The 24,070-nt window shown below is 70.5% G+C and carries 19 protein-coding genes; 10 read left to right on the top strand and 9 right to left on the bottom strand.

The features are described from left to right. Positions 1 to 67: 67 nt before the first annotated feature. From C8K38_RS14350 to C8K38_RS14360, 3 genes are all read left to right on the top strand, one after another. Positions 68 to 709 (top strand): 50S ribosomal protein L25/general stress protein Ctc, encoded by a 642-nt coding sequence (locus C8K38_RS14350; protein WP_097212297.1) that lies wholly within the window; start codon positions 68 to 70, stop codon positions 707 to 709. A gap of 114 nt (positions 710 to 823) precedes the next feature. Then, positions 824 to 1,405 (top strand): aminoacyl-tRNA hydrolase, encoded by a 582-nt coding sequence (gene pth, locus C8K38_RS14355; RefSeq protein WP_097212296.1) that lies wholly within the window; start codon positions 824 to 826, stop codon positions 1,403 to 1,405. 80 nt (positions 1,406 to 1,485) lie between these two features. Further along, complete coding sequence (locus C8K38_RS14360; RefSeq protein WP_097212295.1) at positions 1,486 to 1,998, top strand: hypothetical protein; 513 nt, start codon at positions 1,486 to 1,488, stop codon at positions 1,996 to 1,998. A 24-nt stretch (positions 1,999 to 2,022) separates the two neighbouring features. Here the strand turns inward: C8K38_RS14360 and C8K38_RS14365 are convergent, their stop codons facing one another. Next, positions 2,023 to 3,660, bottom strand: a complete 1,638-nt coding sequence (locus C8K38_RS14365) for a fatty acyl-AMP ligase (protein ID WP_097212294.1) — start codon at positions 3,658 to 3,660, stop codon at positions 2,023 to 2,025. A 226-nt stretch (positions 3,661 to 3,886) separates the two neighbouring features. Here C8K38_RS14365 and C8K38_RS14370 point away from each other — a divergent pair, with 226 nt between their 5' ends. The 5 genes from C8K38_RS14370 to C8K38_RS14390 all read left to right on the top strand — a co-directional run bounded on the left by C8K38_RS14370 (position 3,887) and on the right by C8K38_RS14390 (position 8,881). After that, on the top strand, positions 3,887 to 5,587 hold the full coding sequence (locus C8K38_RS14370; protein ID WP_097212293.1) for a peptide chain release factor 3: 1,701 nt from the start codon (positions 3,887 to 3,889) through the stop codon (positions 5,585 to 5,587). 4 nt (positions 5,588 to 5,591) lie between these two features. After that, positions 5,592 to 6,245, top strand: coding sequence for a nicotinamide riboside transporter PnuC (gene pnuC, locus C8K38_RS14375; RefSeq protein WP_097212292.1), 654 nt, complete (start codon positions 5,592 to 5,594; stop codon positions 6,243 to 6,245). Between the two features lie 100 nt (positions 6,246 to 6,345). Then, positions 6,346 to 6,819, top strand: coding sequence for a hypothetical protein (locus C8K38_RS14380; RefSeq protein WP_097212291.1), 474 nt, complete (start codon positions 6,346 to 6,348; stop codon positions 6,817 to 6,819). A 23-nt stretch (positions 6,820 to 6,842) separates the two neighbouring features. After that, positions 6,843 to 7,544, top strand: a complete 702-nt coding sequence (locus C8K38_RS14385; RefSeq protein WP_097212290.1) for a response regulator transcription factor — start codon at positions 6,843 to 6,845, stop codon at positions 7,542 to 7,544. After that, positions 7,541 to 8,881: a HAMP domain-containing sensor histidine kinase gene (locus tag C8K38_RS14390; RefSeq protein WP_097212289.1), complete on the top strand. Its 1,341-nt coding sequence runs from the start codon at positions 7,541 to 7,543 to the stop codon at positions 8,879 to 8,881. Before C8K38_RS14385 ends, C8K38_RS14390 begins: the two co-directional genes overlap by 4 nt. Positions 8,882 to 8,903: 22 nt before the next feature. Here C8K38_RS14390 and C8K38_RS14395 read toward each other — a convergent pair whose 3' ends face one another. From C8K38_RS14395 to C8K38_RS14420, 6 genes are all read right to left on the bottom strand, one after another. Further along, positions 8,904 to 9,758 (bottom strand): SDR family oxidoreductase, encoded by an 855-nt coding sequence (locus C8K38_RS14395; RefSeq protein WP_257017512.1) that lies wholly within the window; start codon positions 9,756 to 9,758, stop codon positions 8,904 to 8,906. Positions 9,759 to 9,894: 136 nt separating this feature from the next. Next, on the bottom strand, positions 9,895 to 10,899 hold the full coding sequence (locus tag C8K38_RS14400) for an enoyl-CoA hydratase/isomerase family protein (protein ID WP_097212287.1): 1,005 nt from the start codon (positions 10,897 to 10,899) through the stop codon (positions 9,895 to 9,897). A gap of 19 nt (positions 10,900 to 10,918) precedes the next feature. Further along, a complete protein-coding gene (locus tag C8K38_RS14405; RefSeq protein WP_257017511.1) occupies positions 10,919 to 11,620 on the bottom strand; it encodes a pyridoxine/pyridoxamine 5'-phosphate oxidase in 702 nt (233 codons plus the stop codon). 101 nt (positions 11,621 to 11,721) lie between these two features. Beyond that, positions 11,722 to 12,210 carry a nuclear transport factor 2 family protein gene (locus C8K38_RS14410; protein WP_097212286.1) on the bottom strand — a complete coding sequence of 163 codons (489 nt, stop codon included), beginning with the start codon at positions 12,208 to 12,210 and terminating at the stop codon, positions 11,722 to 11,724. 100 nt (positions 12,211 to 12,310) lie between these two features. Continuing rightward, complete coding sequence (locus tag C8K38_RS14415; RefSeq protein WP_097212285.1) at positions 12,311 to 14,092, bottom strand: ABC-F family ATP-binding cassette domain-containing protein; 1,782 nt, start codon at positions 14,090 to 14,092, stop codon at positions 12,311 to 12,313. Next, positions 14,092 to 15,021, bottom strand: a complete 930-nt coding sequence (locus C8K38_RS14420; RefSeq protein ID WP_097212284.1) for a 4-(cytidine 5'-diphospho)-2-C-methyl-D-erythritol kinase — start codon at positions 15,019 to 15,021, stop codon at positions 14,092 to 14,094. Before C8K38_RS14420 ends, C8K38_RS14415 begins: the two co-directional genes overlap by 1 nt. Before the next feature lie 93 nt (positions 15,022 to 15,114). Here C8K38_RS14420 and C8K38_RS14425 point away from each other — a divergent pair, with 93 nt between their 5' ends. Beyond that, entirely contained in the window at positions 15,115 to 15,540 is a 426-nt protein-coding gene (locus tag C8K38_RS14425; RefSeq protein ID WP_373560261.1) for a VOC family protein, read from the top strand. 12 nt (positions 15,541 to 15,552) lie between these two features. Here the strand turns inward: C8K38_RS14425 and C8K38_RS26905 are convergent, their stop codons facing one another. Together C8K38_RS26905 and C8K38_RS14430 are read right to left on the bottom strand one after the other, a co-directional pair. After that, positions 15,553 to 15,753, bottom strand: a complete 201-nt coding sequence (locus tag C8K38_RS26905; protein ID WP_143548467.1) for a hypothetical protein — start codon at positions 15,751 to 15,753, stop codon at positions 15,553 to 15,555. Positions 15,754 to 15,778: 25 nt separating this feature from the next. After that, the gene (locus C8K38_RS14430; protein WP_097212282.1) at positions 15,779 to 17,197 is read right to left on the bottom strand and encodes a WS/DGAT/MGAT family O-acyltransferase; all 1,419 of its coding nucleotides are present in this window, start codon (positions 17,195 to 17,197) and stop codon (positions 15,779 to 15,781) included. A gap of 798 nt (positions 17,198 to 17,995) precedes the next feature. On the opposite strand from C8K38_RS14430, the gene C8K38_RS14435 reads away from it, so the two are divergent. Further along, positions 17,996 to 23,476, top strand: a complete 5,481-nt coding sequence (locus C8K38_RS14435; RefSeq protein WP_097212281.1) for an ATP-binding protein — start codon at positions 17,996 to 17,998, stop codon at positions 23,474 to 23,476. Positions 23,477 to 24,070 lie beyond the last annotated feature (594 nt).

Raw genomic sequence — 24,070 nt, forward strand, 5'->3', positions numbered from 1 at the left:
GCCCCCGTCGAGATCACCGCAATGCCACCGAATCAAATCTGATGTGAGCCGTAGGAGCTGTTTCCCCATGTCGACCGATGCCAATCGCCTCGAAGCCGCCGTCCGCACCGAGTTCGGCAAGGGTGCCGCACGCCGCGCCCGCCGCGACGGCCAGGTCCCCGCGGTCCTCTACGGCCACCAGGAAGAGCCGCGCCACCTCGCGCTGAACGCCCGCGAGTTCGCCAAGGTCCTGCGCGCGCACGGCACCAACGCCGTCCTCACCCTCGACATCGAGGGCACGGAGCAGATCGCGCTCACCAAGTCGGTCGTCGTCCACCCGATCCGCAACTACATCGAGCACGCCGACCTGCTGGTCATCAAGAAGGGCGAGAAGGTCACCGTCGAGGTGCCCGTCGTCGTCATCGGTGAGGCCGCAGCCGGCAGCCTGGTCGCCCAGGACGCCGCCACCGTCTCCGTCGAGGCCGACGCCATGAACCTGCCCGAGTCCATCGAGGTCTCGGTCGAGGGCCTCGAGGTCGGCAGCCAGATCCTGGCATCCGCCCTGACCCTGCCCGCGGGCGCCACCCTCCAGGGTGACCCCGAGGTGTTGGTCGTCAACATCGTCGCCGCCCCGTCCGCCGAGGCCATGGAGGCCGAGGGTGCGGGCGTCGAGGGTGCCGAGGCCCCCGCCGAGGAGACCGCCGCCGAGGCCGAGTCCGCCGAGGGCTGAGTCGCTCCACCGCACACATCAGTGCAGCGCTAACGTCAACGGCGCGCCATCCCGCGAGGGACGGCGCGCCGTTGCCGTTCGCGGCCCCACCCCTACGACCGAGAGCCGACCGCGTTGACCCAGCCATCCGAATCAACTGCCCTCGTCGTCGGGCTGGGAAATCCAGGACCGCAGTACGAACGCACCAGGCACAACGTCGGGTTCATGGTGGTCGACGCCCTGGCCGCCCGCGAGCGGGCCCGGTTCACCGCACACAAGAAAAGCGGCTCGGACGCGGTCACGCTGCGCATCGCGGGCCGTCAGGTGATCGTGGCGAAGCCGCGCTCGTACATGAACCTGTCCGGCAAGCCGGTGGCCGCGCTCGCCCGGTTCTTCTCGGTCGAACCCGCGAATCTCGTGGTCGTGCACGACGAGCTGGACCTGGACTTCGGCACGCTCCGGCTCAAGCTCGGTGGCGGCGAGGGCGGGCACAACGGCCTCCGCTCGATCTCCGGCGCGATCGGCACCAAGGACTACCTGCGCGCCCGCGTCGGCATCGGTCGGCCGCCCGGCCGGATGGATCCCGCGGACTACGTGCTCAAGCCGTTCTCATCGGTCGAGCGCAAAGAACTGGACCTGGTCTGCGAGGAGGCAGCGGACGCCGTCGAGTTGCTGCTCCGCGTCGGGCTCGAGGCCGCGCAGAACCAACTGCACTGATCGAACCGGGCTGGCTACTATCTGGGCTATGCGGCGGACGTCGCGATCGTGTGGAGATCGAGAATGACGCAGGGGGCGTAGTGGTTCGGTGGGGTGGCGCAGCAGGTGCCGGGCTCGTGCTGGTGACCGGGATACTGGTGGGCGGCTGCGCGAATTCGGATACCCCAGGGGTGGCCACCGCCGCCGAGGCGGTCCAGGTCGATCCCGCCGAGTATTCGATCGGCGACGGGAAACATGTGTTCCACCTCGTCTCCGGGGTCGCGGGCTGCTGGTTCAACCCCAACCAGGCTGACAACCAGGCGCCGCACATGCTGTGTGACCTCCCCCTGCCGAAGTCGGATCCGCCGATCGTCGACCCCCAGACCGGCGTGCGGGCGCCCGCCGACGCGATCGTCATCGAGCCCGACGGGGTCAGCAAGGTCGTCAACGTCGCCGGGGCCTTCATCACGGGCCAATTGCTGCCGCCCGGCTCGACGCTCACGGTCGGAGAGCTGTCGTGTACCGCCCTCGACGGCAAGTCCATGTCCTGCCGAGGGCCGGCCGGATCGTTCACTTTCGACGGCTCGACCGCCGAGGTCAGCATCCGCGAATAGCCGGCCCGCCGACGCTCCGCCGGATCACGCCCCGCTCACCAGCGACGCCGACCGACCGCGCCGCAGCTTGCCGGAGGACGTCTTCGGGATGCTGCCAGGACCGAGCACGGCCACCGTCCTCGGTCGGACGCCGACCTCCGAGACCACCGCGTGCACCACCTCGTGCTCGATCCGCTTGACCTCCTCGGGGTCCTCGTGGTCGTTGGTCTCCACCGCGACCGCGAACGACTCCCGCTTCTGCCCGGCATCGAGCCGCACCGCGACGGCATTGCCGGGCCGCACCCCCCTGACGGTGCACGCGGCCCGCTCGATGTCGGTCGGGTAGACGTTGCGCCCGCCCATGATGATCACGTCCTTGACGCGCCCGCACACCACCATCAGGCCCTCTTCGGTGAAATACCCGACGTCGCCGGTGTTGAACCACCCGTCCGAGTCCTGCGCGGGCCTGTGCCCGTCCACAGTGAGGTAGCCGGGGGTGACGGACCCACCCCGCAGCTCGATGATGCCGACCGCTCGGCGTGGGAGCACCCGTCCGTCCTCACCGACGATGCGCCCCTCCAGGCCGGACACCAGCGGGCCGAGGGTCGGGAGCCGGCGGGCATTGGCACGGTCGGTCGGCACCGCCAGGCCGCCCGCCTCGAACAGGTCCGGATCCACCAGGTCCAGCACCAATCCCTGACCCGGCTGGGGCAGGGAGACCGCGAGGGTCACCTCCGCCATCCCGTACGTCGGCGCCAGCGCCGACGGGTCAAGCCCGAATCGTGCCCCCGCCTCCGCGAGCGCGAGCATCGTTTCGGCGTCCACCGGCTCCGCACCGTTGAGCAGGCAGCGCACCGTCGACAGGTCCACGATGCCGTCCTCGGCCTGCGCGAGCCGCCTGGCGAGCAGGGAGTACGCGAAGTTCGGCGCGGCGGTGACCGTGCCCCGGTACTTGCCCATCAGCTCCGCCCACAACAGCGGCGAGGTGAGGAAGTCCATCGGCGTGATGCTGACGATCTCGGCACCGATCTGCATCGGCAGGGTGAGGAAACCGACCATGCCCATGTCGTGGAACAGCGGCAGCCAGCTCACCATCACGTCGTCGTCGACCGAGAACTTGATCCGGGACAGCATCGCCCAGGAGTTCGTGTAGAAGTTCCCGTGCGTGATCTGCACGGCCTTGGGTGACCCCGTCGACCCTGACGTGAGCTGCTGCAGGGCGATGTCGGACTCGGCGGTCCGCACCGGATCGATGTCCGGTCCCGCGCGCAGGTCCCCGATCGTGACGACCCTGATGCCGCGCTCCTCGAGCAGCGGCGCCGCCGCGTCGAAGGGTGCGCCGAGGACGACAGCCTTGGCCGAGATCATGCCGATGACCGTCTCGGTGTCCTCCGCCCAGACGGTCAGGTCGGTGCGCGGAGTCGGCTGGTGCAGCATGGTCACGGAGGCACCGCGCATCCAGATGGCCTGCACGGACGGGGCAATGTCCACCGGCTGACCGGCGAGGATCCCGATCGCGTCGCCGTGTCCGATGCCCGCGGCCGCGAGCGCGCCTGCCATCGCGCGGGCGACCGCATGGATCTCGCTCCAGACCTGGCGGTGCGGACTGTCCGGTTCCCCGGTCACGAGCCCATGGACACTGTCCGCAGCGTTGGCATACATCTCTTCGGTGAACCGGCTCATGACGCCCTCCTCCGCACGATGGAGGGACGAGGCGGTCGGGCGCGGAGGACGCCGCACCGAGGGCCCCAGAGCCCTCACTGGTACTTCCGGAAACGCAATTCGGCCGTTACTCCCGGGGGCCACGGCCTGGTTCGGGGTGCACTCGAGCATAGGCGTCACCCGCACGGGTAGCCTGGCATATTGGCGTTTCGCCATCTTGTCCGTCTCATATCAGTTAGGAATCCCGGTGACCACCGAGCCCGCGCCGGCGTCTGCCTCCACCTCCCCCGACGCCCCCGCGGAGGTCGCCTCGGCCGGGACCCCCGCGACGCCGAAGGGCCTGGCCGCCGAGGCCACCCGGCGACGGACCTTCGCGGTCATCTCGCACCCGGACGCCGGTAAGTCCACACTGACCGAGGCCCTCGCGCTGCACGCGAAGATGATCTCGGAGGCGGGCGCCGTGCACGGCAAGGCCGGTCGCCGGTCCACCGTCTCGGACTGGATGGAGATGGAGAAGGCCCGCGGCATCTCGGTCAGCTCGACCGCGCTGCAGTTCAACTACAAGTCCGGCGAGTCCGAGCCGAACGATCCGATCAGCGTCATCAACCTCGTCGACACCCCAGGTCACTCCGACTTCTCGGAGGACACCTATCGGGTGCTCACCGCGGTCGACGCCGCGGTCATGCTCATCGACGCCGCCAAGGGCCTCGAGCCGCAGACCCTCAAGCTGTTCCAGGTGTGTCGCCACCGCGGCATCCCGGTCATCACCGTGATCAACAAGTGGGACCGCCCGGGCCAGACCCCGCTGGAGCTGCTCGACGAGATCCACGAGCGGATCGGCCTGACCCCGACTCCCCTGTACTGGCCGGTGGGCATCGCGGGCGACTTCCGCGGCCTGCTGCGGCGCGGCGAGGACGGCGCCCCGCAGGAGTACATCCGGTTCACCCGCACCGCGGGCGGCGCCACGATCGCACCCGAGGAGATCCTCGACGCGGACGCGGCCGCGGCCCGTGACGGCTCCGACTGGGAGACCGCGGTCGAGGAGAGCGAGCTGCTCTCCGCCAGCGGGCAGGACCACGACCAGGAGATGTTCCTGGCCGGACAGACCTCCCCTGTCATCTTCGCCTCCGCGATGCTGAACTTCGGCGTCCGGCAGATCCTCGACACCCTGGTGGCGCTCGCGCCAGCCCCCGGCCCGCGCGACGACATCAAGGGCGCCTCGCGCGAGGTCACCGATCCGTTCAGCGCGGTGGTGTTCAAGGTGCAGGCGGGCATGGACACGAGCCACCGAGATCGCTTGGCGTTCATGCGGATCGTCTCCGGTGTCTTCGAGCGCGGGATGGTCGTCACGCATGCCCAGACCGGCAAGCCCTTCACCACCAAGTACGCGCAGACCGTGTTCGGCCGCGAGCGCTCCACCGTCGAATCGGCGTACCCGGGCGACGTGGTCGGCCTGGTGAACGCGACCGCCCTTGCCCCCGGCCACACCCTGTTCACGGACAAGAAGGTGGAGTTCCCGCCGATCCCCTCGTTCGCGCCCGAGCACTTCTCGGTGCTGCGCGCGGAGAGCGCGAGCAAGTACAAGCAGTTCCGCCGCGCCGTGGAGCAGCTCGACTCCGAGGGCGTGGTCCAGGTGCTGCGCAACGACATTCGCGGCGACGCGGCTCCGGTGATGGCGGCCGTCGGCCCGATGCAGTTCGAGGTGGTGGCCGCGCGGATGAAGGCGGAGTTCTCGGTGGAGGCCCGGATGGAGGGCCTGCCGTACGCGCTGGCTCGCCGCACGGACGCCGAGTCGGCCACCGAGCTGGGCCGCCAGCGCGGGGTCGAGGTCTTCACCAGGTCCGACGGTGTGATGCTCGCCCTGATCAGCGACAAGTGGCGGCTGCAGTACCTGCAGAAGGAGCTTCCGGAGCTGACCCTCGAGCCGCTCGTCGCGACCGCCGACTAGCTCCGTGAACCCGCTGCTCGCCCTGTTCGATGCGGAACTGCACATCGGCGGGGCCACGATCCTGTGGCGCGAGATCGTCGGCAACACCTTCGGCATCGCGTCCGCGATCGGCGGGATGAAGCGCGTGGTGTGGGCGTGGCCGGTCGGCATCGCCGGAAATGCGTTGCTGTTCACCGTGTTCATGGGCGCGCTGTTCCACACCCCACAGGAGCTGAACCTGTACGGCCAGGCAGGCCGCCAGCTGATGTTCATCAGCGTGAGCGTGTACGGCTGGACGCAGTGGGTGCGTTCGCGGCACGAGTCCGGCCAGGCGGTGCTGCCCCGGTGGGCGCCGCCGCGGGACCGGCTCCTGCTGGTGCTCGCGATGGGCGCGGGCACCGTGGCGTTCGCGCAGATCTTCGCCCGGCTCGGGTCCTATGGCCCGTGGGCGGAGGCGTGGATCTTCATGGGCTCGATGCTCGCCACCTACGGGATGGCCCGCGGCTGGACCGAGTTCTGGTTGATCTGGATCGCCGTCGACGTCGTCGGCGTCCCGCTGCTGCTCGAGGCCGGCTACTACCCGTCGGCGATCCTGTACCTGGTCTACGCGGGCTTCGTGGTCTGGGGCTTCGCGGTGTGGCTGCGGATCCAGCGCCGGACGATGCCGGTGCGGGTCTAACGAACCCCTAATGATTCGCTAACGGGCGCCGAGTTTTTCGTCCCTACCTTGGGTCGTGTCGAGGCCACTTCCGGCTCCGACAAGACCGAAGGAGACCCCAATGCGTAAGTCCCTCAACACCGTCGTCGTCCGCAAGCGCGCCGGGATCGCGGCCGCCGGACTGGCGGTCGCCGCCGCGATCACGGTGCCCGGCGTGGCGTGGGCGAACGACGCCATCCCGCAGGGCCCGGCGGTCGCCGTCGGCGAGTCGGCCCCCGCGGTGCTCGGCGCGCCGCTGGACGAGGCGACCTGCGCGGCGGCGGCCATCGAACTCAGCCCGGAGACGCTGCAGAAGATGATCGAGGCCGGCACCGCGGTGCCGGCCACCCCGACCGTCCCGGCCACGGAGGCCGTCGAGGCCGCACCGGCCGAGATCCAGGTGCCGATCCCGGCCGAAGCCGAGGGGATGGCGGCCCCCACCGTCATTCGCATCCCCGGTCCGGCAGATCTGCCCGCGGAGTTGGCGCAGGTGCTGACCATCCAGATGGACGAGAACGCCCCGGCAGGCGCCGTGACCGTGGCTCGCGCCTGCTAGGACACCCTCGCGGCCCTGGCACCATGGATGCGGTGACCGATACCGCCCGCATCCTCGTCGTCGACGACGACCCCAAGGTCCTGGCCTCGCTGGAACGGGGGCTCCGTCTGTCCGGTTTTCACACCGAGACCGCGACGGACGGCGCCTCCGCCCTGCGGGCCGTGTCCGACGAATGCCCCGCCGCGATCGTCCTCGATGTGAACATGCCGGGCCTCGACGGCGTTGGCGTGGTCACCGCGCTGCGGGCGATGGGCAACGAGGTGCCGATCTGCGTGCTCAGTGCGCGCAGCTCCGTCGGTGACCGAATCGCGGGTCTGGAGGCCGGCGCGGACGACTACCTGACCAAGCCGTTCGAGCTCGGCGAACTGGTGGCCCGGCTGCGGGCGCTGCTGCGGCGGGCGCCCCTGGCCGCGACGCCCGCCGGGACCGTCACGGTCGGGGCCCTGGAGGTGGACCTGCCGGGGCGGCGCGCCCACGTCGCGGGCCGCAGACTCGACCTGACCAAGCGCGAATTCGACCTGCTCGGCGCGCTGGCGGAGAACGCGGGCGTCGTGCTCAGCCGCCCCCAGCTGCTGCGCCTGGTGTGGGGCTACGACTTCGACGCCGACACCAACGTGGTCGACGTCTTCGTCACCTATCTACGCAAGAAACTGGAGGCGAACTCGATGCCACGAGTCCTGCACACGGTCCGCGGCGTCGGCTTCGTCCTGCGAGCGCAACCGTGAGGCGGTCGCTGTCGCTGCGAACGCGGGTCGCCATCGTGTCGGCGCTGTCCGCGGCCGTCGTCATCGTCGCCATCGGCGCGGCCATCGCGGTGTTCCTGCGGGTGAACGGCTCCGAGCAGATCGACCGGACGCTCGACTCGGTGACATTGGCGATGCCGGCCGACACAACCCCCGCCGACACAGTCGACATGGCACCGGCTCTCCCGTTACCCGCCGTCGTATCCGGTGGGTCCACGGAGGCCGCCGTGGCCGAGGACGCGACCAGAACGGAGTTGATGGCCGGTACCGCGGTCCGGGTTCGCGACGTCGCGGTCCCCGGAGAACCGGGCGCCTTCCTGGCGTTGACCGTCCCGGAGGACCCGTTGACCCAGGCCATCCGGCAGCAGCAGGTGGCGGTCGCGATCGCGGCCGTGGTGGCGATCGCGGCGGCGGGCGGGCTGGGCTGGCTGCTGGCCGGGCGGGCCGTCCGCCCGCTGCGGCTGCTGGCCGATGCCACCCACGACATCGGCGACGATCCCGGGGCTGCTCGCCCGAGCGTGCGCGGGGCCAGGGAGGCCGAGGACCTGTCGGAGGCGATCGGGCACATGCTCGACCGGATCGCCGCGGCCCAGAAGCGGACCGAGGAAGCTCTCGGTTCGGCACGCGACTTCGCCGCGGTGTCCGCGCACGAGCTGCGCACCCCGCTGACCTCGATGCGGACCGACCTCGAGGTGCTCTCGACGATGCGGCTCACCGGCGAGCAGCGCGAGGAGATCCTGCGTGACCTGCTCGGCACGCAGCGTCAGGTCGAGACGACCCTGACCGACCTCGAGCGGCTCGCGGTCGGCGAGCTCTCCGACGTCGCGGACCACGAGCAGCTGGACCTGGCCGAGCTGGTCGACCGCTGTGTGCAGGCAGCCGAGCGCATCCATCCCGACCTGGATATCTCCGTCTCCGCCCCCGAACCCGTTGTCGTGCGCGGCATTCCGACCGGGCTACGACTGGTGCTCGACAACGCCATCACCAACTCGGTCCGGCACGGCGGGGCCGGGCGGGTGCTCGTCACCGTCCGTGCCGACGCCGACGGCGCCGCCGTCATCACCGTCGACGACGACGGGAGTGGCGTGCCGGAGGCCGAGCGGGCGTCGGTGTTCGCGCGCTTCGTCCGCGGCACCGGCTCCGACTCCGCCGGGTCCGGGCTTGGCCTCGCGCTGGTCGCTCAGCAGGCCGAACTGCACGGCGGCACCGTGGAATTGGTGGACAGCCCGCTCGGCGGCGTCCGGCTTGTCCTGCGGCTCCCCCAGCGCCCCGCCGAGTGTGCAGCTACCGCCGCCGCCACTCGGGCGATGCCCCGGTAGCTGCACACTCGACCGGCAGCGGTCAGATCCCGGCGCGCCGCACGAGGGCGTCGGTGACCGTCGGGGCGAAGTTGTCGAGGAACCGCAGCAGCTCCGCGTAGGTCGGGAGCAGTTCGACCGGCCGGGTCCGGATCGCGGTGACCAGCCAGGACGCCGCGTCCTCGGGGGTCAGCGCCGGCATCGCGTCGTAGTCCTTGGTCGGCGCGATCATCGGGGTGCGGATCAGCGGGAAGTGCACGGTCGTCACGGACACCCCGCGGCCGTCGAGCTCGGCGCCGAGGTCGCGCCCGAACGCGCTGATCGCGGACTTCGACGCGTGGTAGGCCGCGAACTTGGGCATGACGCCGCCCGGCACGCCCCAGGTGGCCACGTTGACCACGTGCCCATGCCGTCGCTCGAGCATCTCCGGCAACAGCGCGAGGGTGAGCCGTACCGGGCCGAAGTAGTTCAGGGCCATCGTGCGTTCGAAGTCGTGGAACCGGTCGAGCGAATCCTCGACCGGGCGGCGGATCGACCGGCCCGCGTTGTTGACGAGCACGTCGACGGGACCGAGCTCGTCGCGGACGAGGGTCCGCAGCCGGTCCACATCATCCGGATCGGTGAGGTCGCATGGCACGGCGTGCGCGGTCCCGCCCCCGCCCACGATCTCGTCGCGCACGGCCTCCAGCGCCTCCGCGCCCCGCGCGACGAGGATCAGCTCGGCGCCCTCGGCGGCGAGTCGCCGCGCGGCCGCCTCCCCGACCCCGGACGAGGCCCCGGTCAGCAGGATCCGCTTGCCCTCGATCCGGTGCTCGCGGATCGGCAGGAACTTCGCGGCGATCGCCCGGGCGGACGGGATCGGGCTCAGCGCCGCGCGGGCGAGGATCTCGGTGATCACGATTGCTGGCTCCTCCGGTAGGGATGGCGGATTCGATGCTATCCGCGCGCCCCCCGAACCCGGCCGAGTGTGCACCTGCCGGGGCATCGCCCGGGAAGGGCCGCCGGCAGCTGCACACTCGGCGGGGCGGACGGGGCTAGGCGAACAGGGCGGCGATCGCGTCCCGGTCCACCTCGGCGAGGCTCGACGGCGACCAGGACGGGTTGCGGTCCTTGTCGACCAGCACCGCGCGCACGCCCTCGGCGAAGTCGGGCCCGGTGGTCACCGCGGCGGTCAGCGCCAGCTCACGATCGAGGCACCGCGACAGCTCGTCGTCCGCGCCGCGCCGGATCAGCTCCGCGGTGACGAAGGCGGCGGTCGGCGACACCGCGGTCAGCGCGGTCCGCGCCTGCGTCGTCCACTCGTCGTCCCCGGTCAGCCGGGCCAGCATGTCCGCGGGGGTGCCCTGCGCGAACACCTCGTCGATCTCCGCTTGCCGCGCGGCCAGCGGCGCCTCGGGGGCCTGCTCGCCGAACTTCTCGAGCGCCTCGGCGGCCGAGCCACCGCGGATCGCGTCGGCCAACTCCGCCAACCGCTCGCTCGGCACGAAATGCGTCGCCAGTCCGAACGCGACCGCGTCGCCCGCCGAGGCCCTGGCGCCGGTGAGCCCGAGGTACATGCCTGCCGCGCCGGTCAGCCGCGGCAGGAAGTGGCTCGCGCCCACGTCCGGGAAGAACCCGATCGCGGTCTCCGGCATGGCCAGCACCGCCCGCTCGGTCACCACCAGGACCGAGCCGTGCACCGAGATGCCGAGCCCGCCGCCCATCGCGGCGCCGTCGATCAGCGAGATGTAGGGCTTCGGGTACTCGCCGATCAGCAGGTTGAGCCGGTACTCGTCGGCGAAGAACCCGTGCACGAACTCGCGGTCGCCGCGCAGCACCGCCTCGCGCACGGCCTTGATGTCGCCGCCCGCGCAGAACGCCCGCTCGGAACCGCTGGTCACCAGGACCGTCTCGACCGCGGGGTCGTCGCGCCAGCGCAGCAGCGGCTCGTACAGATCGCGGATCATGCTCGGATCGAGGGCGTTGAGCGCCTTCGGTCGGTCCAGCACGATCTCGCCGACGCCGCCTGCGACGTTGGTCCGGATGAAGCTCATGCACACTCCCGTTCAGATGTTCTGGTCACGGCCACAGGACGTCGGTAATCCACCCAGTGGTCGACCAACTCGCGGACGGCTCGGGCCGCCCGTACCGCAACCGTTGGTGTCTGCGCCCCGGGTCGGCGAGCCAGAACTCGACGCTGTCCGGGACCAGGCACCAAGCCTGCCAGGCCGGCGCGACGAGGCCCGGGTCGGCCTCGATCCGGGAGACCGCCTCGGCGACCGCGCGGTCGTACTCGACCGGATCGGCCAGGACCTCGCTCTGTCGGCTGGCGGCGGCCACCGCGCGGGCGGTCACCGACCGTTCGAGATAGTCCCGCGCGCTCACCCGCGCCTCCCCCGGCTCGGCGTGGCCGCGGACCCGGACCTGCCTGCCCACCCCGGCCCAGTAGAAGGTCAGCGCCGCCGAGGGGTTCGCCGCCAGCTGACGCCCCTTCGGGGAGTCCACCGAGCCCGAGAACCACCAGCCCCGCTCGTCGACGTCTTTGAGGGTGAGCACCCGGGCGTCGACCCGGCCGCCGTCCTCCGTCGTGGACAGCACGGCCGCCTGGGGTTCCGGCACGCCTGCCGCGACCGCATCCTCCAGCCAGCGCAGGAACAGCGGCGACGGGGTGTGAGTCGGGTCCAGGACGTCGGCGGGCGCCGCCGCGGCCGTCATGGCGGGCAGGGCGCGCAGCCACGCGCGGGTGTCGGCGAACGAGGACCGGGGCGCGATGTCGGGCACGATCGAACCCTAGGCCCCGGCCACGGGTTCGCGCACCGCGAGGACGCGCGCAGACCGAGAGCGCCTCGGGCCGAGCACGATTCGACTCTGCCCGATCTCCGTCAGGCGGAGGCCTGGGTGGCGGCCGGGGTCACCGAGAGCGCCCAGCGGCTCGAGGTGACCTGGAAGCTCGGGATGTCGGCGAGGGAGATGACCACCTCGTAGGTGCGCTCGTAGCCCGTGTGCGAGATGCGCCATCGTCCGTCGGCGCCCTTGGCATACCGATCGTGATAGTAGGCCGCACCGCGCAGCATCATCCCGTCCTCCGGAATGATCACCGTGTCCGAGAGCACCCAGACCCCGGACGCGCTGTCACCGTCCACGTCGATCTCGGGCTGCCCGGTCAGGTGCTCGGTCAGCACGTGCGGGGCCAGCGTGATCTCCATGAAGGAGACGAGCGCATCACGATCCTCGAACCGGAGATGCTCGCCGTAGGTCGCCGTCGCGTCGGGCAACAGGGTGTCGCGGAACGTGGCCCAGTCCTTGGTGTCCAGCGCGCGGGTGTACCGGTATTTGAGTCTGCAGATCTCGGCGACGGCCTCCAGATCCATGATGCACGCCTTCCATGACGGGACTCATGCACAGATACTGACCTGCTCGCAGACTAGTCTTCTTCGCCTGCGAAGGAGACCGGAATGGGTGAGCGCCGGTTCACTCCAGCTCGGCGGCGAGCTCCATCCAGCGCTCCTCGGCGCCGTCCTTGTCCATCACGACCTGCCGGAGCTCCGCGTCCAGCGACTGCAGCTTCGCCGGATCGGTCGCGGCCTCCGCCAACGCCGCGTGCAGCTTCGTCTCGCGCTCGTCGAGCTTGACGATCTGGCGCTCGAGCTTGCTCAGCTCCTTGCGGGCCGCCCGGTCCGCGGCGCCGTCCCTCAGCGGTGCGGGCGCGGACGAACCCGACAGCGCCTGACTGGTGGTACCGGCGGCCTCGACCGCGGCCCGACGCCTGCGCAGGTAGTCGACGATGCCGCCGGGCAGGTTGGTGAGCTTGCCGTCACCGAACAGCGCCCAGGTGGAGTCACAGATCCGCTCGATCAGGTAGCGATCGTGACTGATCACCACCATCGTGCCCGCCCAGCCGTCGAGGATGTCCTCGAGCTGCTGGAGGGTGTCGATGTCCAGGTCGTTGGTCGGCTCGTCGAGCAGCAGCACGTTCGGCTCCGACATCAGGACCCGGGTCAGCTGGAGCCGTCGCCGCTCGCCACCGGACAGATCGCCCACTCGGGTGCGCTGACGGGCCGGCGTGAAGCCCAGTCGCTCGGCCAGCTGACCGGCGGATATTTCCTTGTCGCCCAACACGATCCGCTCGGCGACATCCTTGACCGCCTCGAGCACGCGCAGATCGGTCGGCAGGTCGTCGAGTTCCTGGCGGAGCCAACCGATCTTGACGGTCTGACCCTGCTTCCGTCGGCCCGTCGCGGGCTCGAGTTCGCCCGCGAGGGTGCGCAGCAGCGTGGTCTTGCCGGAGCCGTTGACGCCGACCAGGCCGATGCGCTCGCCGGGTGCCAAGCGCCAGGTCAGATCGTTCACGAGTTCCCGGCCGTCCGGCGCGGCGATCGTGGCGTCCTCGAGTTCGATGACCACCTTGCCGAGTCGGCTGTTCGCGAACGACGCCAGCGCGACCTTGTCCCTGGGCGGGGGCACGTCGGCGATCAGCGCCTCGGCCGCCTCGATCCGGTACTTGGGCTTGGAGGTGCGGGCGGGCGCACCGCGCCGCAGCCAGGCGAGTTCCTTGCGGGCCAGGTTCCTGCGGCGCTCCTCGGAGGCGTCGGCCTGCCGGGAGCGCTCGGCGCGGGCGAAGATCCAGTCGTTGTAGCCGCCCTCGTAGGCCTCGACCTTTCCGCCGACGACCTCCCACGTGCGGTTGGCGACGGTGTCGAGGAACCACCGGTCGTGCGTGACGACCACCAGCGCGCTGCGCCGGTCGACGAGGTGCTCGGCCAGCCACTGCACGCCCTCGACGTCGAGGTGGTTGGTCGGCTCGTCGAGCACCAGCAGGTCCAGGTCCTGCACCAGCGCGGCGGCCAGAGCCACCCGGCGCCGTTCGCCACCGGACAGCCCCTCGACCATGCGATCGAGGCCGACGGCGTCGATCCCGATTCCGGTCAGGATCGACCGGATCCGGGCGTTGCCCGCCCATTCGTGTTCGTCGACCCCGAGCGGGGCGAGGACCACGTCGGCGACGCTCGAGCCCGCGGGCAGCACGCCGCGCTGGGTGACCACCGCCATCCGCAGTCCGCCGACCCGGCTCACCCGGCCGGAGTCCGGCGGTTCGATGCCGGCGAGCACCTCGAGCATGGTGGTCTTGCCGCCGCCGTTGAGGCCGACGACACCGATCCGCTCGCCCTCCTGGACGCCGAGCGACACCGAGTCGAGCAGCGGTTTGATCCCGAATGACTTCGAGACCTGCTCCAGATTGATCAGATTCGCCATCAGTGCTCCGTCTTGTCGTCGATCACGCGGGCACCGGGCACCGGGCCGTGGGCTGTTCGCACGGTCCGGCAGACGCCCGCGCCCGCCAGTTCCGCGCTGACCGCCACGGCCGCGTCGGCGTCCGCGCAGAGAAAGGCACAGGTGGGCCCCGAGCCCGAGACGATGCCGGCCAGGGCACCCGCGGCGGTGCCCGCCCGCAGGGTGCGGCGCAGCTCCGGCTTGAGGGACAGCGCCGCGGGCTGCAGGTCGTTGCCGAGCAGGGGGGCGAGCTGATGGGGATCCCCGACGGCCAGCGCGTGCATCAGCTCGTCGGGGTCACCGAGCCGGGGCGGGTCGCCCTCGGCGCGCAACCGGTCCAGCTCGCGGAACACGTCCGGGGTCCGCAGCCCACCCTTGGCGAGCGCGAGGACCCAGTGAAAGGTGTTGCGGGACAGCACCGGCAGCAATTTCTCCCCGCGACCGGTACCGATCGCGGTGCCGCCGCGCAGCGAGAACGGCACGTCGCTGCCGAGCCGGGCCGCGTATTCGTCCAGATCGGCGCGCTCGAGGCCGAGCTCCCAGAGCTCGTCGAGGGCGACCAGGGTCGCCGCGGCGTCGGCGCTGCCGCCTGCCATGCCACCCGCGACCGGGATGCCCTTGGCGATCGCGATCGCGACCGCGGGGTCCCTGCCCGCCCGCTCGGCGAGCAGCTCGGCCGCCTGCCAGACCAGGTTGCGGTGGTCCGTCGGCACCACCCGCGCGCTCTCGCCCTGCACCACGACCGAGAGCTCGTCCGCGTCGCGGACCTCGACGTCGTCGTGCAGCGAGAGCGCCTGGAAGACCGAGGTGAGCTCGTGATAGCCGTCTTCGCGCAGGTCACCGACGCCGAGGTGCAGATTGACCTTCGACGGTGCCCGGACGATCACCGGGCGAGGAACAGCGGACAGCACAAGGCACCAGCGTAGTGGAACAAATGCGGTCCGATGACCGCGCCGAGGGGACGACCATGGAGGTGGACGCCACCAACCCACCAAGGAGCCGTCATGACCGACCCCCGCGACCCCGACCAGCAGCGGACCGTGGTGCCGCGGCCCGCCGCCCTGCCCTACCTGTCCGTGCCCGACGCCCGCCGCGCGATCGAGTGGTACGCCGAGGCCTTCGGCGCCCGGGTCGACGGCGAGCCGGTGATGATGCCCGACGGCCGGATCGGTCACTGTGAGCTGGCGATCGGCGACGGCACGCTGTACCTGGCCGACGAGTTCCCCGAGATCGGTTTCACCGCGCCCGCCCCCGGCCGTTCCGGAGTGAGCCTGATGCTGCCGGTCGCCGACACCGACGCCACCCTGGAGCGGGCGCGCGCGACGGGCGCGGCCGTCGAACGCGAACCGGCGAACGAGAACAGCCATCGCGGCGCCACCCTGCTGGACCCGTTCGGCCACCGTTGGATGCTCGCGGGGCCGATCGGCTGATCGAGTCCGCTGTCAGATCATCACGGCGGCCAGGCCGACGCAGATGCTGGTGAATGCGGCGATCAGAACCCCCGCGAGGGCGGACCCGGTGACCAGGAGCGCTGGCGCGGCGGAGGGGACGGATGCGGCCAGCGCGATGGCCACGGCAGAGCGGACCCGGTGTGGCGCGGGCTCATCTCGAAACAGGGACTGGTCATGTGCGGTGAGCTGCATTGAATCGTCCTCTCCCTCTCCGGTGTCACAATCCGACGGCCCGCTCGAGCGCGGCGAGCTCGTCGTCGAGATATCCGAGTAGTGGCTGCAGCGGCGGCACGCTGCGGCGGCAGCCGGTCAGTCCGAACGCGATCTCGTCGTCGGTGCTGGTGCAGGTGATGTTGAGGGCCTGCCCGTCGACCGGGATCGACAGCGGGTAGAGCGCGCTCAGCCGGGCACCGTTCCAGTAGAGCGGCGTCCCGGGACCCGGCACGTTGGAGACCATCACATTCGCGGGGCGGACCGGCCCACCGAGGCCGAACATGCCCAGCGCCAGCGGGGCGACGCCGAGCGCGCTGGTGGCCAGGACCTGCGCCGTGCTCATGGTGCGCATCGAGTCCTTCCCCTCGCGCATGGCGGTGCGCACCGTGTCGAGGCGGGCCGCCGGATCGTCGAGGTGCGTGGCGAGATTGCACATCAGCAGCCCGATCTCGTTGCCCGCCTTGACCTCATGCGGTTCACGTCGCAGCGAGACCGGCACCATCGCGATCAGCGGGTCGGCCGGGAGCGCGTCGAGTTCGTCCATGTAGGCGCGCAGCGCGCCCGCGCACATCGCCAGCACCACGTCGTTGATCGTGGCGTCACCGCATTTCGCGACCAACCGCAGCCGCTCGATCGGCCAGGACTGTGCCGCGAACCGCCGGGCACCCCCGATCGGCACGTTGAAGATGCTGCTGGGCGCGGCGAAGGAGAGTGACCCGCCGCGGTCGTGCCTGGCCCGGTCGACCGTGCCCGCGAGCGCGGGCAGGAGGCCGACCGCCTCGCCGACTGCGCCACGCGCGACGCGCAGCACCGCGGACGCCAGGTCGAGAGGACCACCACGGGCGGGCTCGACGGAACCGTCGTCGGAGACGTCCGGGACGAGCGCGAGCGCGGGACGCTCCCGCACGAGCGGCTCCCACGGGGCGGGCATCTCGCGCGCCTCCGGATCCTCGCTGAGCGCGCTGCGCAGTAGTTTCATCGCGGACACGCCGTCGGCCAGTGCGTGGTGGATCTTCGTGTAGACCGCGAACCGGCCGTCCTCGAGGCCCTCGATCAGGTGCATCTCCCAGAGCGGGCGGCTGCGGTCGAGCAGGCCGCCGTGCAGGCGGGAGACCAGTTCGAGCAATTCCGTGATCCCGCCGGGCGCCGGGAGCGCCTCGTGGCTGACGTGGTGGCCGAGGTCGATGTCGGTGTCGGTCTCCCAGCCCCACTGTCCGAGCGAGGTCACAGATCGCCGCGCCCGCTTGCGCAGCAGCGGCGAGACCTCACCCCTGGCAAAGGCTGCGTCGAGCATCGCCCGCACGTCCCGCGCCCCTGCACCCTCCGGCGGCGTGAAGAGCGCCAGACCCCCGACGTGCATCGGATGGTCTCGGGACTCCCCCAGCAGGAACATCGAGTCGGTCGGTGACATCGGCAGCAGCATTGCGCGCCTTTCCTGAAATCCCGTGCCCGGAACCGTGAGCGGCTCCGGTCCCCCGGGGACCTGTCTTTCCGCGCTCCGGCCGTGTCGCATTCCCGCAGAGATTCTGTGAGAAAGATCACGAGCCAGTTGCGCGTGAGACCTGTTCTACATCATTCGGAAAACCGAATCCACTTGAGCAAATGTCCAGGTCCGGGGCCTGCCAGAGCCCCGGCAAGATCAACTTGATTTGGCACGCGGAGGCACAATCCATTCACCTGCAGATATCAAGATCAAGTGTTCTCGCCAGGAAATTGATACTCCGCGTAACAGCATCTTTCTCAATATGAAAACTTCGCCTGCCGGTAACCCTACTCGTGAGTAAATCAATTCCTACTCACGAGTACGCGTTATACCTACTCGCCAGTATCAAACTTATTACCGGTTGGTAGTACCGATTCACTCTCCGAACCCCGTCGGGATGCGATCGAATTAGACTGCACTGCAACGACATTAGTCGATCCTTTGCCCCCGGCCGACGCGACATGACAATGTCGACGAAATACTGCATGCTTGCGTACCGGCAGGGTCGACTTGGGACGCCAGGCCGGGCGAGGATTACGCGTGACCGGATCAATTCGCTCGCGCCTCGACTTCGTTTCCATACGAGGTTTCGGGTCCCAACCGCACTCGGTCGGGCATGTCCCAGGCCAACCGGTCCGGACTGCACACCGGCTCCGGCCCCTTCGGGGGTTCGGGACGGCGGACGGTCGCGTAGGCGCGGCGCAGTCGACACACACATTTCGAGAACGGTGGGCGAGGATGTTCAAACGTGTAGCGGTGGTCAATCGGGGTGAGGCGGCGGTACGCCTGATCCGGGCGGTGCGCGAGCTCAATGCCGAGCACCCGTACGGCATCACGACGATCGCGCTGCACACGGACGCCGAGCGGCGGGCGATGTTCGTCCGGCAGGCGGATGAGGGTGTCACCCTGCGGCCGTCCACCACGGCCGCCACCCCCTACCTCGACCACGCCGAGCTCGAGCGCGCCCTGATCGAGGCAAGGGCCGACGCCGTCTGGGTCGGCTGGGGCTTCGTCGCCGAGGACCCGGCATTCGCGGACCTCTGCGCCCGCCTGAACATCACCTTCATCGGCCCCTCGGGCGACGCCATGCGCCTGCTCGGCGACAAGGTCGAGGCCAAGCTGCTCGCCGAGAAGGTCGGCGTCCCGGTCGCGCCATGGTCCGGCGGTCCCGTCGAGACCCGCGCGGACGCCCGCAGGCACGCACAGGCCATCGGGTACCCGCTGATCATCAAGGCCCGCTCCGGCGGCGGTGGCCGTGGCATCCGCAAGGTCTTCGCCGAGGACGAACTCGAGCTCGCCCTCGAGCGCACTCAGGGCGAGGCGGAGCGTTCCTTCGGCGACCCGGTCGTGTTCATCGAGCGCCTGGTCACCGAGGCCCGGCACGTCGAGGTGCAGGTCATCGCCGACGCGCACGGCAACGTCTGGGCCCCCGGCGTGCGGGACTGCTCCATCCAGCGCAAGAACCAGAAGGTGATCGAGGAGTCGGCCTCTCCGCTGCTGAGCAAGGAGCAGGCCGACCACCTGCGCGGCGTCTCCGCCGACCTGGTGCGCGCGGCCGGCTACTGCGGCGCCGCCACTGTCGAGTACCTGTACCAGCCCTCCCAGCAGGTCTTCACCTTCCTCGAGGTCAACACCCGCCTGCAGGTCGAGCACCCGATCACCGAGGCCACCACCGGCATCGACCTGGTCAAGCTGCAGATCCAGGTCGCGGGCGGCGACCCGCTGGTCGGCGACTGCCCGCCCGAATTCGGCCACGCCGTCGAGGCCCGGCTCAACGCGGAGGACGCCGACAACGGGTTCGCTCCGGCCCCCGGCACCGTGCGCCTGCTCAAGTTCCCGCTCGGATCCGGGCTGCGCGTGGACACCGGCATCGCCCAGGGCGATGTCATCCCGCCCGACTACGACTCCATGGTCGCCAAGGTCATCGCCTGGGGCCGGGATCGGTCCGAGGCCCTCGCCCGGCTGCGTACCGCGCTGCGCGAGACCACCGTCGTCCTCGACGGCGGCACCACCACCAAGTCGTTCCTGCTGGACCTGCTGGACCACGAAGAGGTGATCACCGCCAGCGCTGACACCGGATGGCTCGACCGCACCGGCGCAGGCAGCGCGAACGGCCCGACGCCCGCCGCCGCCGTGGCGTTGCTGGCGACCGCGGTCGGCGTGTACGACGCGGAAGAGGCCCACGAGCGGGGCGCGTTCCTCGCCGCCGCCCGCGGCGGCAGGCCGCGCGCCAAGCACGGTGTCGGCCGGCCCGTCGAACTCAGCTACCAGGGCCAGGCCTACCAGTTCGTGGTCGGTCAGATCGGTCCGCACCGCTACCGGATCGACGGCGACAGCGGCGAGGTCGAGGTCGACGTCGACCGGCTCAGTGAGTTCGAGAGCCGGATCGTGGTCGGCGGCCGCCGGTTCCACATCGTCTCCGTCACCGGACCCGCCCATCACCTCGTCGAGGTCGACGGCATCAGCCACCAGATCAGCCAGGACGAGGCGGGCGTCGTGCGCGCCCCCTCCCCCGCCGTGGTGGTCGCCCTCCCGGTCGCCGTCGGCGACGAGGTGGAAGCAGGCGACACCCTCGTGGTGCTCGAGGCGATGAAGATGGAGACCGCGATCCGGGCGCCCTACGCGGGCACCGTCCGCGAGGTGCTCGCCGTGGTCAACGCCCAGGTGGATGCGGGCGCGCCGCTGCTGCGCGTCGACCAGGTCGCCGAGGAGACGGTGACCACCCAGGCCCCGCGGGTCGAGTTCGTCGCCCCCGAGACCCGCGACCGCGACGACCTCACCGAGGCACTGGCCCGGCTCGACGCCCTGAGCGCGATGATCACCGGCTTCGACGTCGACGCCGCCCGCTCGCGCGCGCTGCTGGCCGAGTACCTCGCCCTGCGCGAGTCGCTCCCCGAGTCCGACACCACCCTCGTCGCCGCCGAGCTGAACCTGCTGACCACGTTCGCCGACCTCTGCGAGCTCTCCCGCAACCGGCCGACCGTCGACGAGGAGGACACCGTCGAGCGGGTGCACAGCCCGCGCGAGCATTTCCACTCCTTCCTGCAGTCCCTCGACGTGGACGTGCACGGGATGCCGGACTCCTTCCGCGCCAAGCTCTCCCGATCGCTGCGTCACTACGACGTCAACGACCTCGAGCGCACCAAGGAACTGGAGGAGGCCGTCTACCGGATCTTCGTCGCGCAGCAGCGGATGGAGACCCAGGTTCCGATCGTCGCCGGCCTGCTCGCGCAGTGGCTGCACGACGGCCGCGTCTGCACGGACAACTACCCCGCCCTTGCGGAGGTCCTCGACCGCCTCGTCCTCGCCACCCAGCTGCGCTACCCGGTCGTCGGCGACGTCGCCCGCAACCTGCAGTTCCGGATCTTCGACGAGCCTGCGATCCGCAAGGCCCGCGAGCAGGTCTACGACGGCGTGCGTGGCAGCCTGCAGTACCTCGCGGAGCGTCCGGGAGCGGTCGACCGTGCGGAGCGGATCGACGCGCTGGTGGACACCCCCGAGCCGCTGGTCGGCCTCCTCGCCGACCCGCTGTCGCTGCCCGGCGACCTGCTGGAGGTGGTCACCCGGCAGTACTACAAGATCCGCGGCCTGCACGACGTCAAGGCCCTCGACGGTCACGGCTTGCCCTGCGTCACCGGCACTTTCGAGCTCGCGGGTGAGCAGCTGAACCTGGTCTCGGTCGCAGCCGAGCGGGCCCGCCTCGACGAGGCGCTTGCCGTCGTCGACGCGGCGGTCGGTCCCGCCCCGGTCAACCAGGTCATCGACCTCTACCTCGCCTGGCCGGACGCCCCCACGAATGGCGACACCCTCGCCGAGTCGCTGCGGACGGCGTTGCAGGAGCACGGCGGAGCGGTGTCATGGCGCCGTGTCACCGTCACGGTGGCGACCCCCGGCGACATCACGGTGCAGCGCGTCGTGACGTTCCGGCCCGCGGCCGAGCCGGATTCGGGGCTGGTCGAGGACAAGATCATCCGCGACATGCACCCGCTGACCGCTCAGCGCCTGAACATGTGGCGGCTCAAGAACTTCGACGGCACCCGCCTGCCCGCCCCTGCCGACACCTTCCTGTATCGCCTCGTCGCCAAGGAGAACCAGACCGACGAGCGGCTGATCGCGATGGCGCAGGTGCGGGACCTGACGCTGCAGATGGACGCGGACGGCGAGATCGCCGCCGCGCCCGCCATCGAGCGGGCCGTCGTGGCCTGCCTCGACGGCATCCGCCGGGTCCAGGCCGAGCGCGGCAGCAAGCGCATCGAGAACAACCGCGTTGTGCTCTACGTGTGGCCGAAGTTCGAGGTGTCGGCCGACCGGATCGCCCGGATCGCCCAGCACGTCGCACCGCTGACCGTGGGCGCCGGACTCGAGCAGCTCACCATCATCGGCCGCCTGCAGGAGACCCCCAAAGAGGCGCCGCGACAGGTGGCGGTTCGGTTCTCGTACCGCTCGGGCGCGGGCCTGCAGGTCGCGGTCACCGAGCCGCCGACCGAGCCGCTCAAGCCGTTGGACGCGTACACCCAGAAGGTGCAGCGTTCCAAGGCCCGCGGCACGGTCTACCCCTACGAGCTGATCCCGGCCCTGTCGGCGGGTGGCACGTTCGTCGAGTACGACCTCGACGAGTCCGGCGCGTTGGTCCCGGTCGAGCGCGCCTACGGGCGGAACACCGCAGGCATCATCGTCGGCCTGGTGACCACGCCCACCAAGCGGCACCCCGAAGGCATGACCCGCGTCGCACTGTTCGGTGATCCGACGAAGGCGCTGGGCACCGTGGCCGAGGCCGAGTGCTCCCGCGTGGTCGCGGCCATCGACATGGCGGAGCGGCTCGGCGTGCCCGTCGAGTGGTTCGCCCTCTCCTCCGGCGCCACCATCTCGATGGAATCCGGCACCGAGAACATGGACTGGGTCTCGCGCGGGCTGCGCAGGATCATCACGTTCACCCAGAACGGCGGCGAGATCAACGTCCTCGTCGCCGGGATCAACGTCGGCGCCCAGCCCTACTGGAACGCCGAGGCCACGATGTTGATGCACACGAAGGGCATCCTGGTGATGACCCCGGACAGCGCGATGGTGCTGACCGGCAAGCAGTCACTCGACTACTCGGGCGGCGTCTCCGCGGAGGACAACTTCGGCATCGGCGGCTACGACCGGGTGATGGGCCCGAACGGCCAGGCGCAGTACTGGGCGCCGAACCTGACGGCGGCCATCGGCGTCCTGTTCACGCACTACGAGCACTCGTACCTCGCTGCGGGCGAACGCTTCCCGCGCAAGGCCGACTCCACGGACCCGATCGACCGCGACGTCCGCACCTTCCCGCACGTGCATCCGTCGAGCGAGTTCACCACGGTCGGCGAGATCTTCTCGCGGGAGACGAACCCGGACCGCAAGAAGCCCTTCGACATCCGGACCGTGATGCGCTCCGTGGTCGATCAGGACCACGCGGTGCTGGAACGGTGGGCCGACATGGCCGACGCCGACACCTCCGTGGTGTTCGACGCCCACCTCGGTGGCAACGCGGTGACGGTGATCGGCATCGAGTCGCGCGCCATCGCCCGTAAGGGCTGGTTCCCGACCGACGGCCCCGACCAGTGGACCTCCGGCACGCTGTTCCCGCGCTCGTCGAAGAAGACGGCCCGCGCGATCAACGCGGCCAGCGGCAACCGCCCGGTAGTGGTGCTGGCGAACCTGTCCGGCTTCGACGGCTCCCCGGAGTCGCTGCGGAACCTGCAGCTCGAGTACGGCGCCGAGATCGGCCGTGCCATCGTGAACTTCGACGGGCCGATCGTGTTCGTGGTGGTCTCGCGCTACCACGGCGGCGCGTTCGTGGTGTTCTCCGGTGCGCTGAACGAGAACATGGAGGTGCTCGCGGTCGAGGGCTCCTTCGCCTCCGTGCTCGGCGGGGCGCCCGCCGCGGCCGTGGTGTTCACCCGCGACGTCAACGCCCGCACCGCGGCGGATCCCGCGGTCCGGGACCTCGAGGCTCGCCTGGCCGAGACCGAGGACAACGCCGAACGCACCCGCCTGCGTGTCGAGCTCGCCGCCGAGCGCTCCGCGGTCCGGTCGGCCAAGCTGGGCGAGGTGGCCGCCGAGTTCGAGGCGATCCACAACATCGAGCGGGCCCGCGAGGTCGGCTCGGTGCACGCGATCGTGCCGGCGGCCGAGCTGCGTCCGCGCCTGGTCGACGCGGTGGAGCGGGGCATGGGCAAGGCTCTGAACACCGTGTAAGGACCGACTGACAGCACAGTGGGCGCCGCCGGAAGTCGTTCCGGCGGCGCCCACTGCTGTGACTGCACTCGCGAGGCGTCAGCCCCAACCGCCCATTCCGGGACGAGCCAAGCAGTAGTTCTGGCCCAGCAGGAGGTTCCGCGCGGCAGCGCAGACAGAGCCGAGCGCCGAGCTTCCCACATTCAGAGGGCTCATGATCTCGTTGGTAACCGTGAAGAGCACGTCCGACGACCCGATCGCGTCGGCAGTCCCCAATATCGCCTCCGACCCCGAGTAGACGGGGTTCGCCGACGGGTCCGAGGAATCTGCCGCCGCGGTTCCAGCACCGCACGCCAGACCCACTACCAGGGCAGCAGCAACGACGACTGTCGAGATGATTCGGCGCCCGGAATGATGTGTCATCAAGATCCTCCTGTGTGAAAGGGGCAGGACCCCGGATGAGGCCCCGCCGTGGTGGCTGCACGCGGGACCGACCTAGCCCACCCGCCCCCGGTCGAGAAATACAGCTACTCGATGAGACGGATCGAACCGGACGAGACTCCGACGGGATCGGCAGACGCGGTCGTGATTGGGGGTCACCGTACCCTGCGCTCC

Source organism: Rhodococcus sp. OK611, from assembly GCF_003050885.1.
Taxonomy (GTDB): domain Bacteria; phylum Actinomycetota; class Actinomycetes; order Mycobacteriales; family Mycobacteriaceae; genus Rhodococcus_G; species Rhodococcus_G oryzae.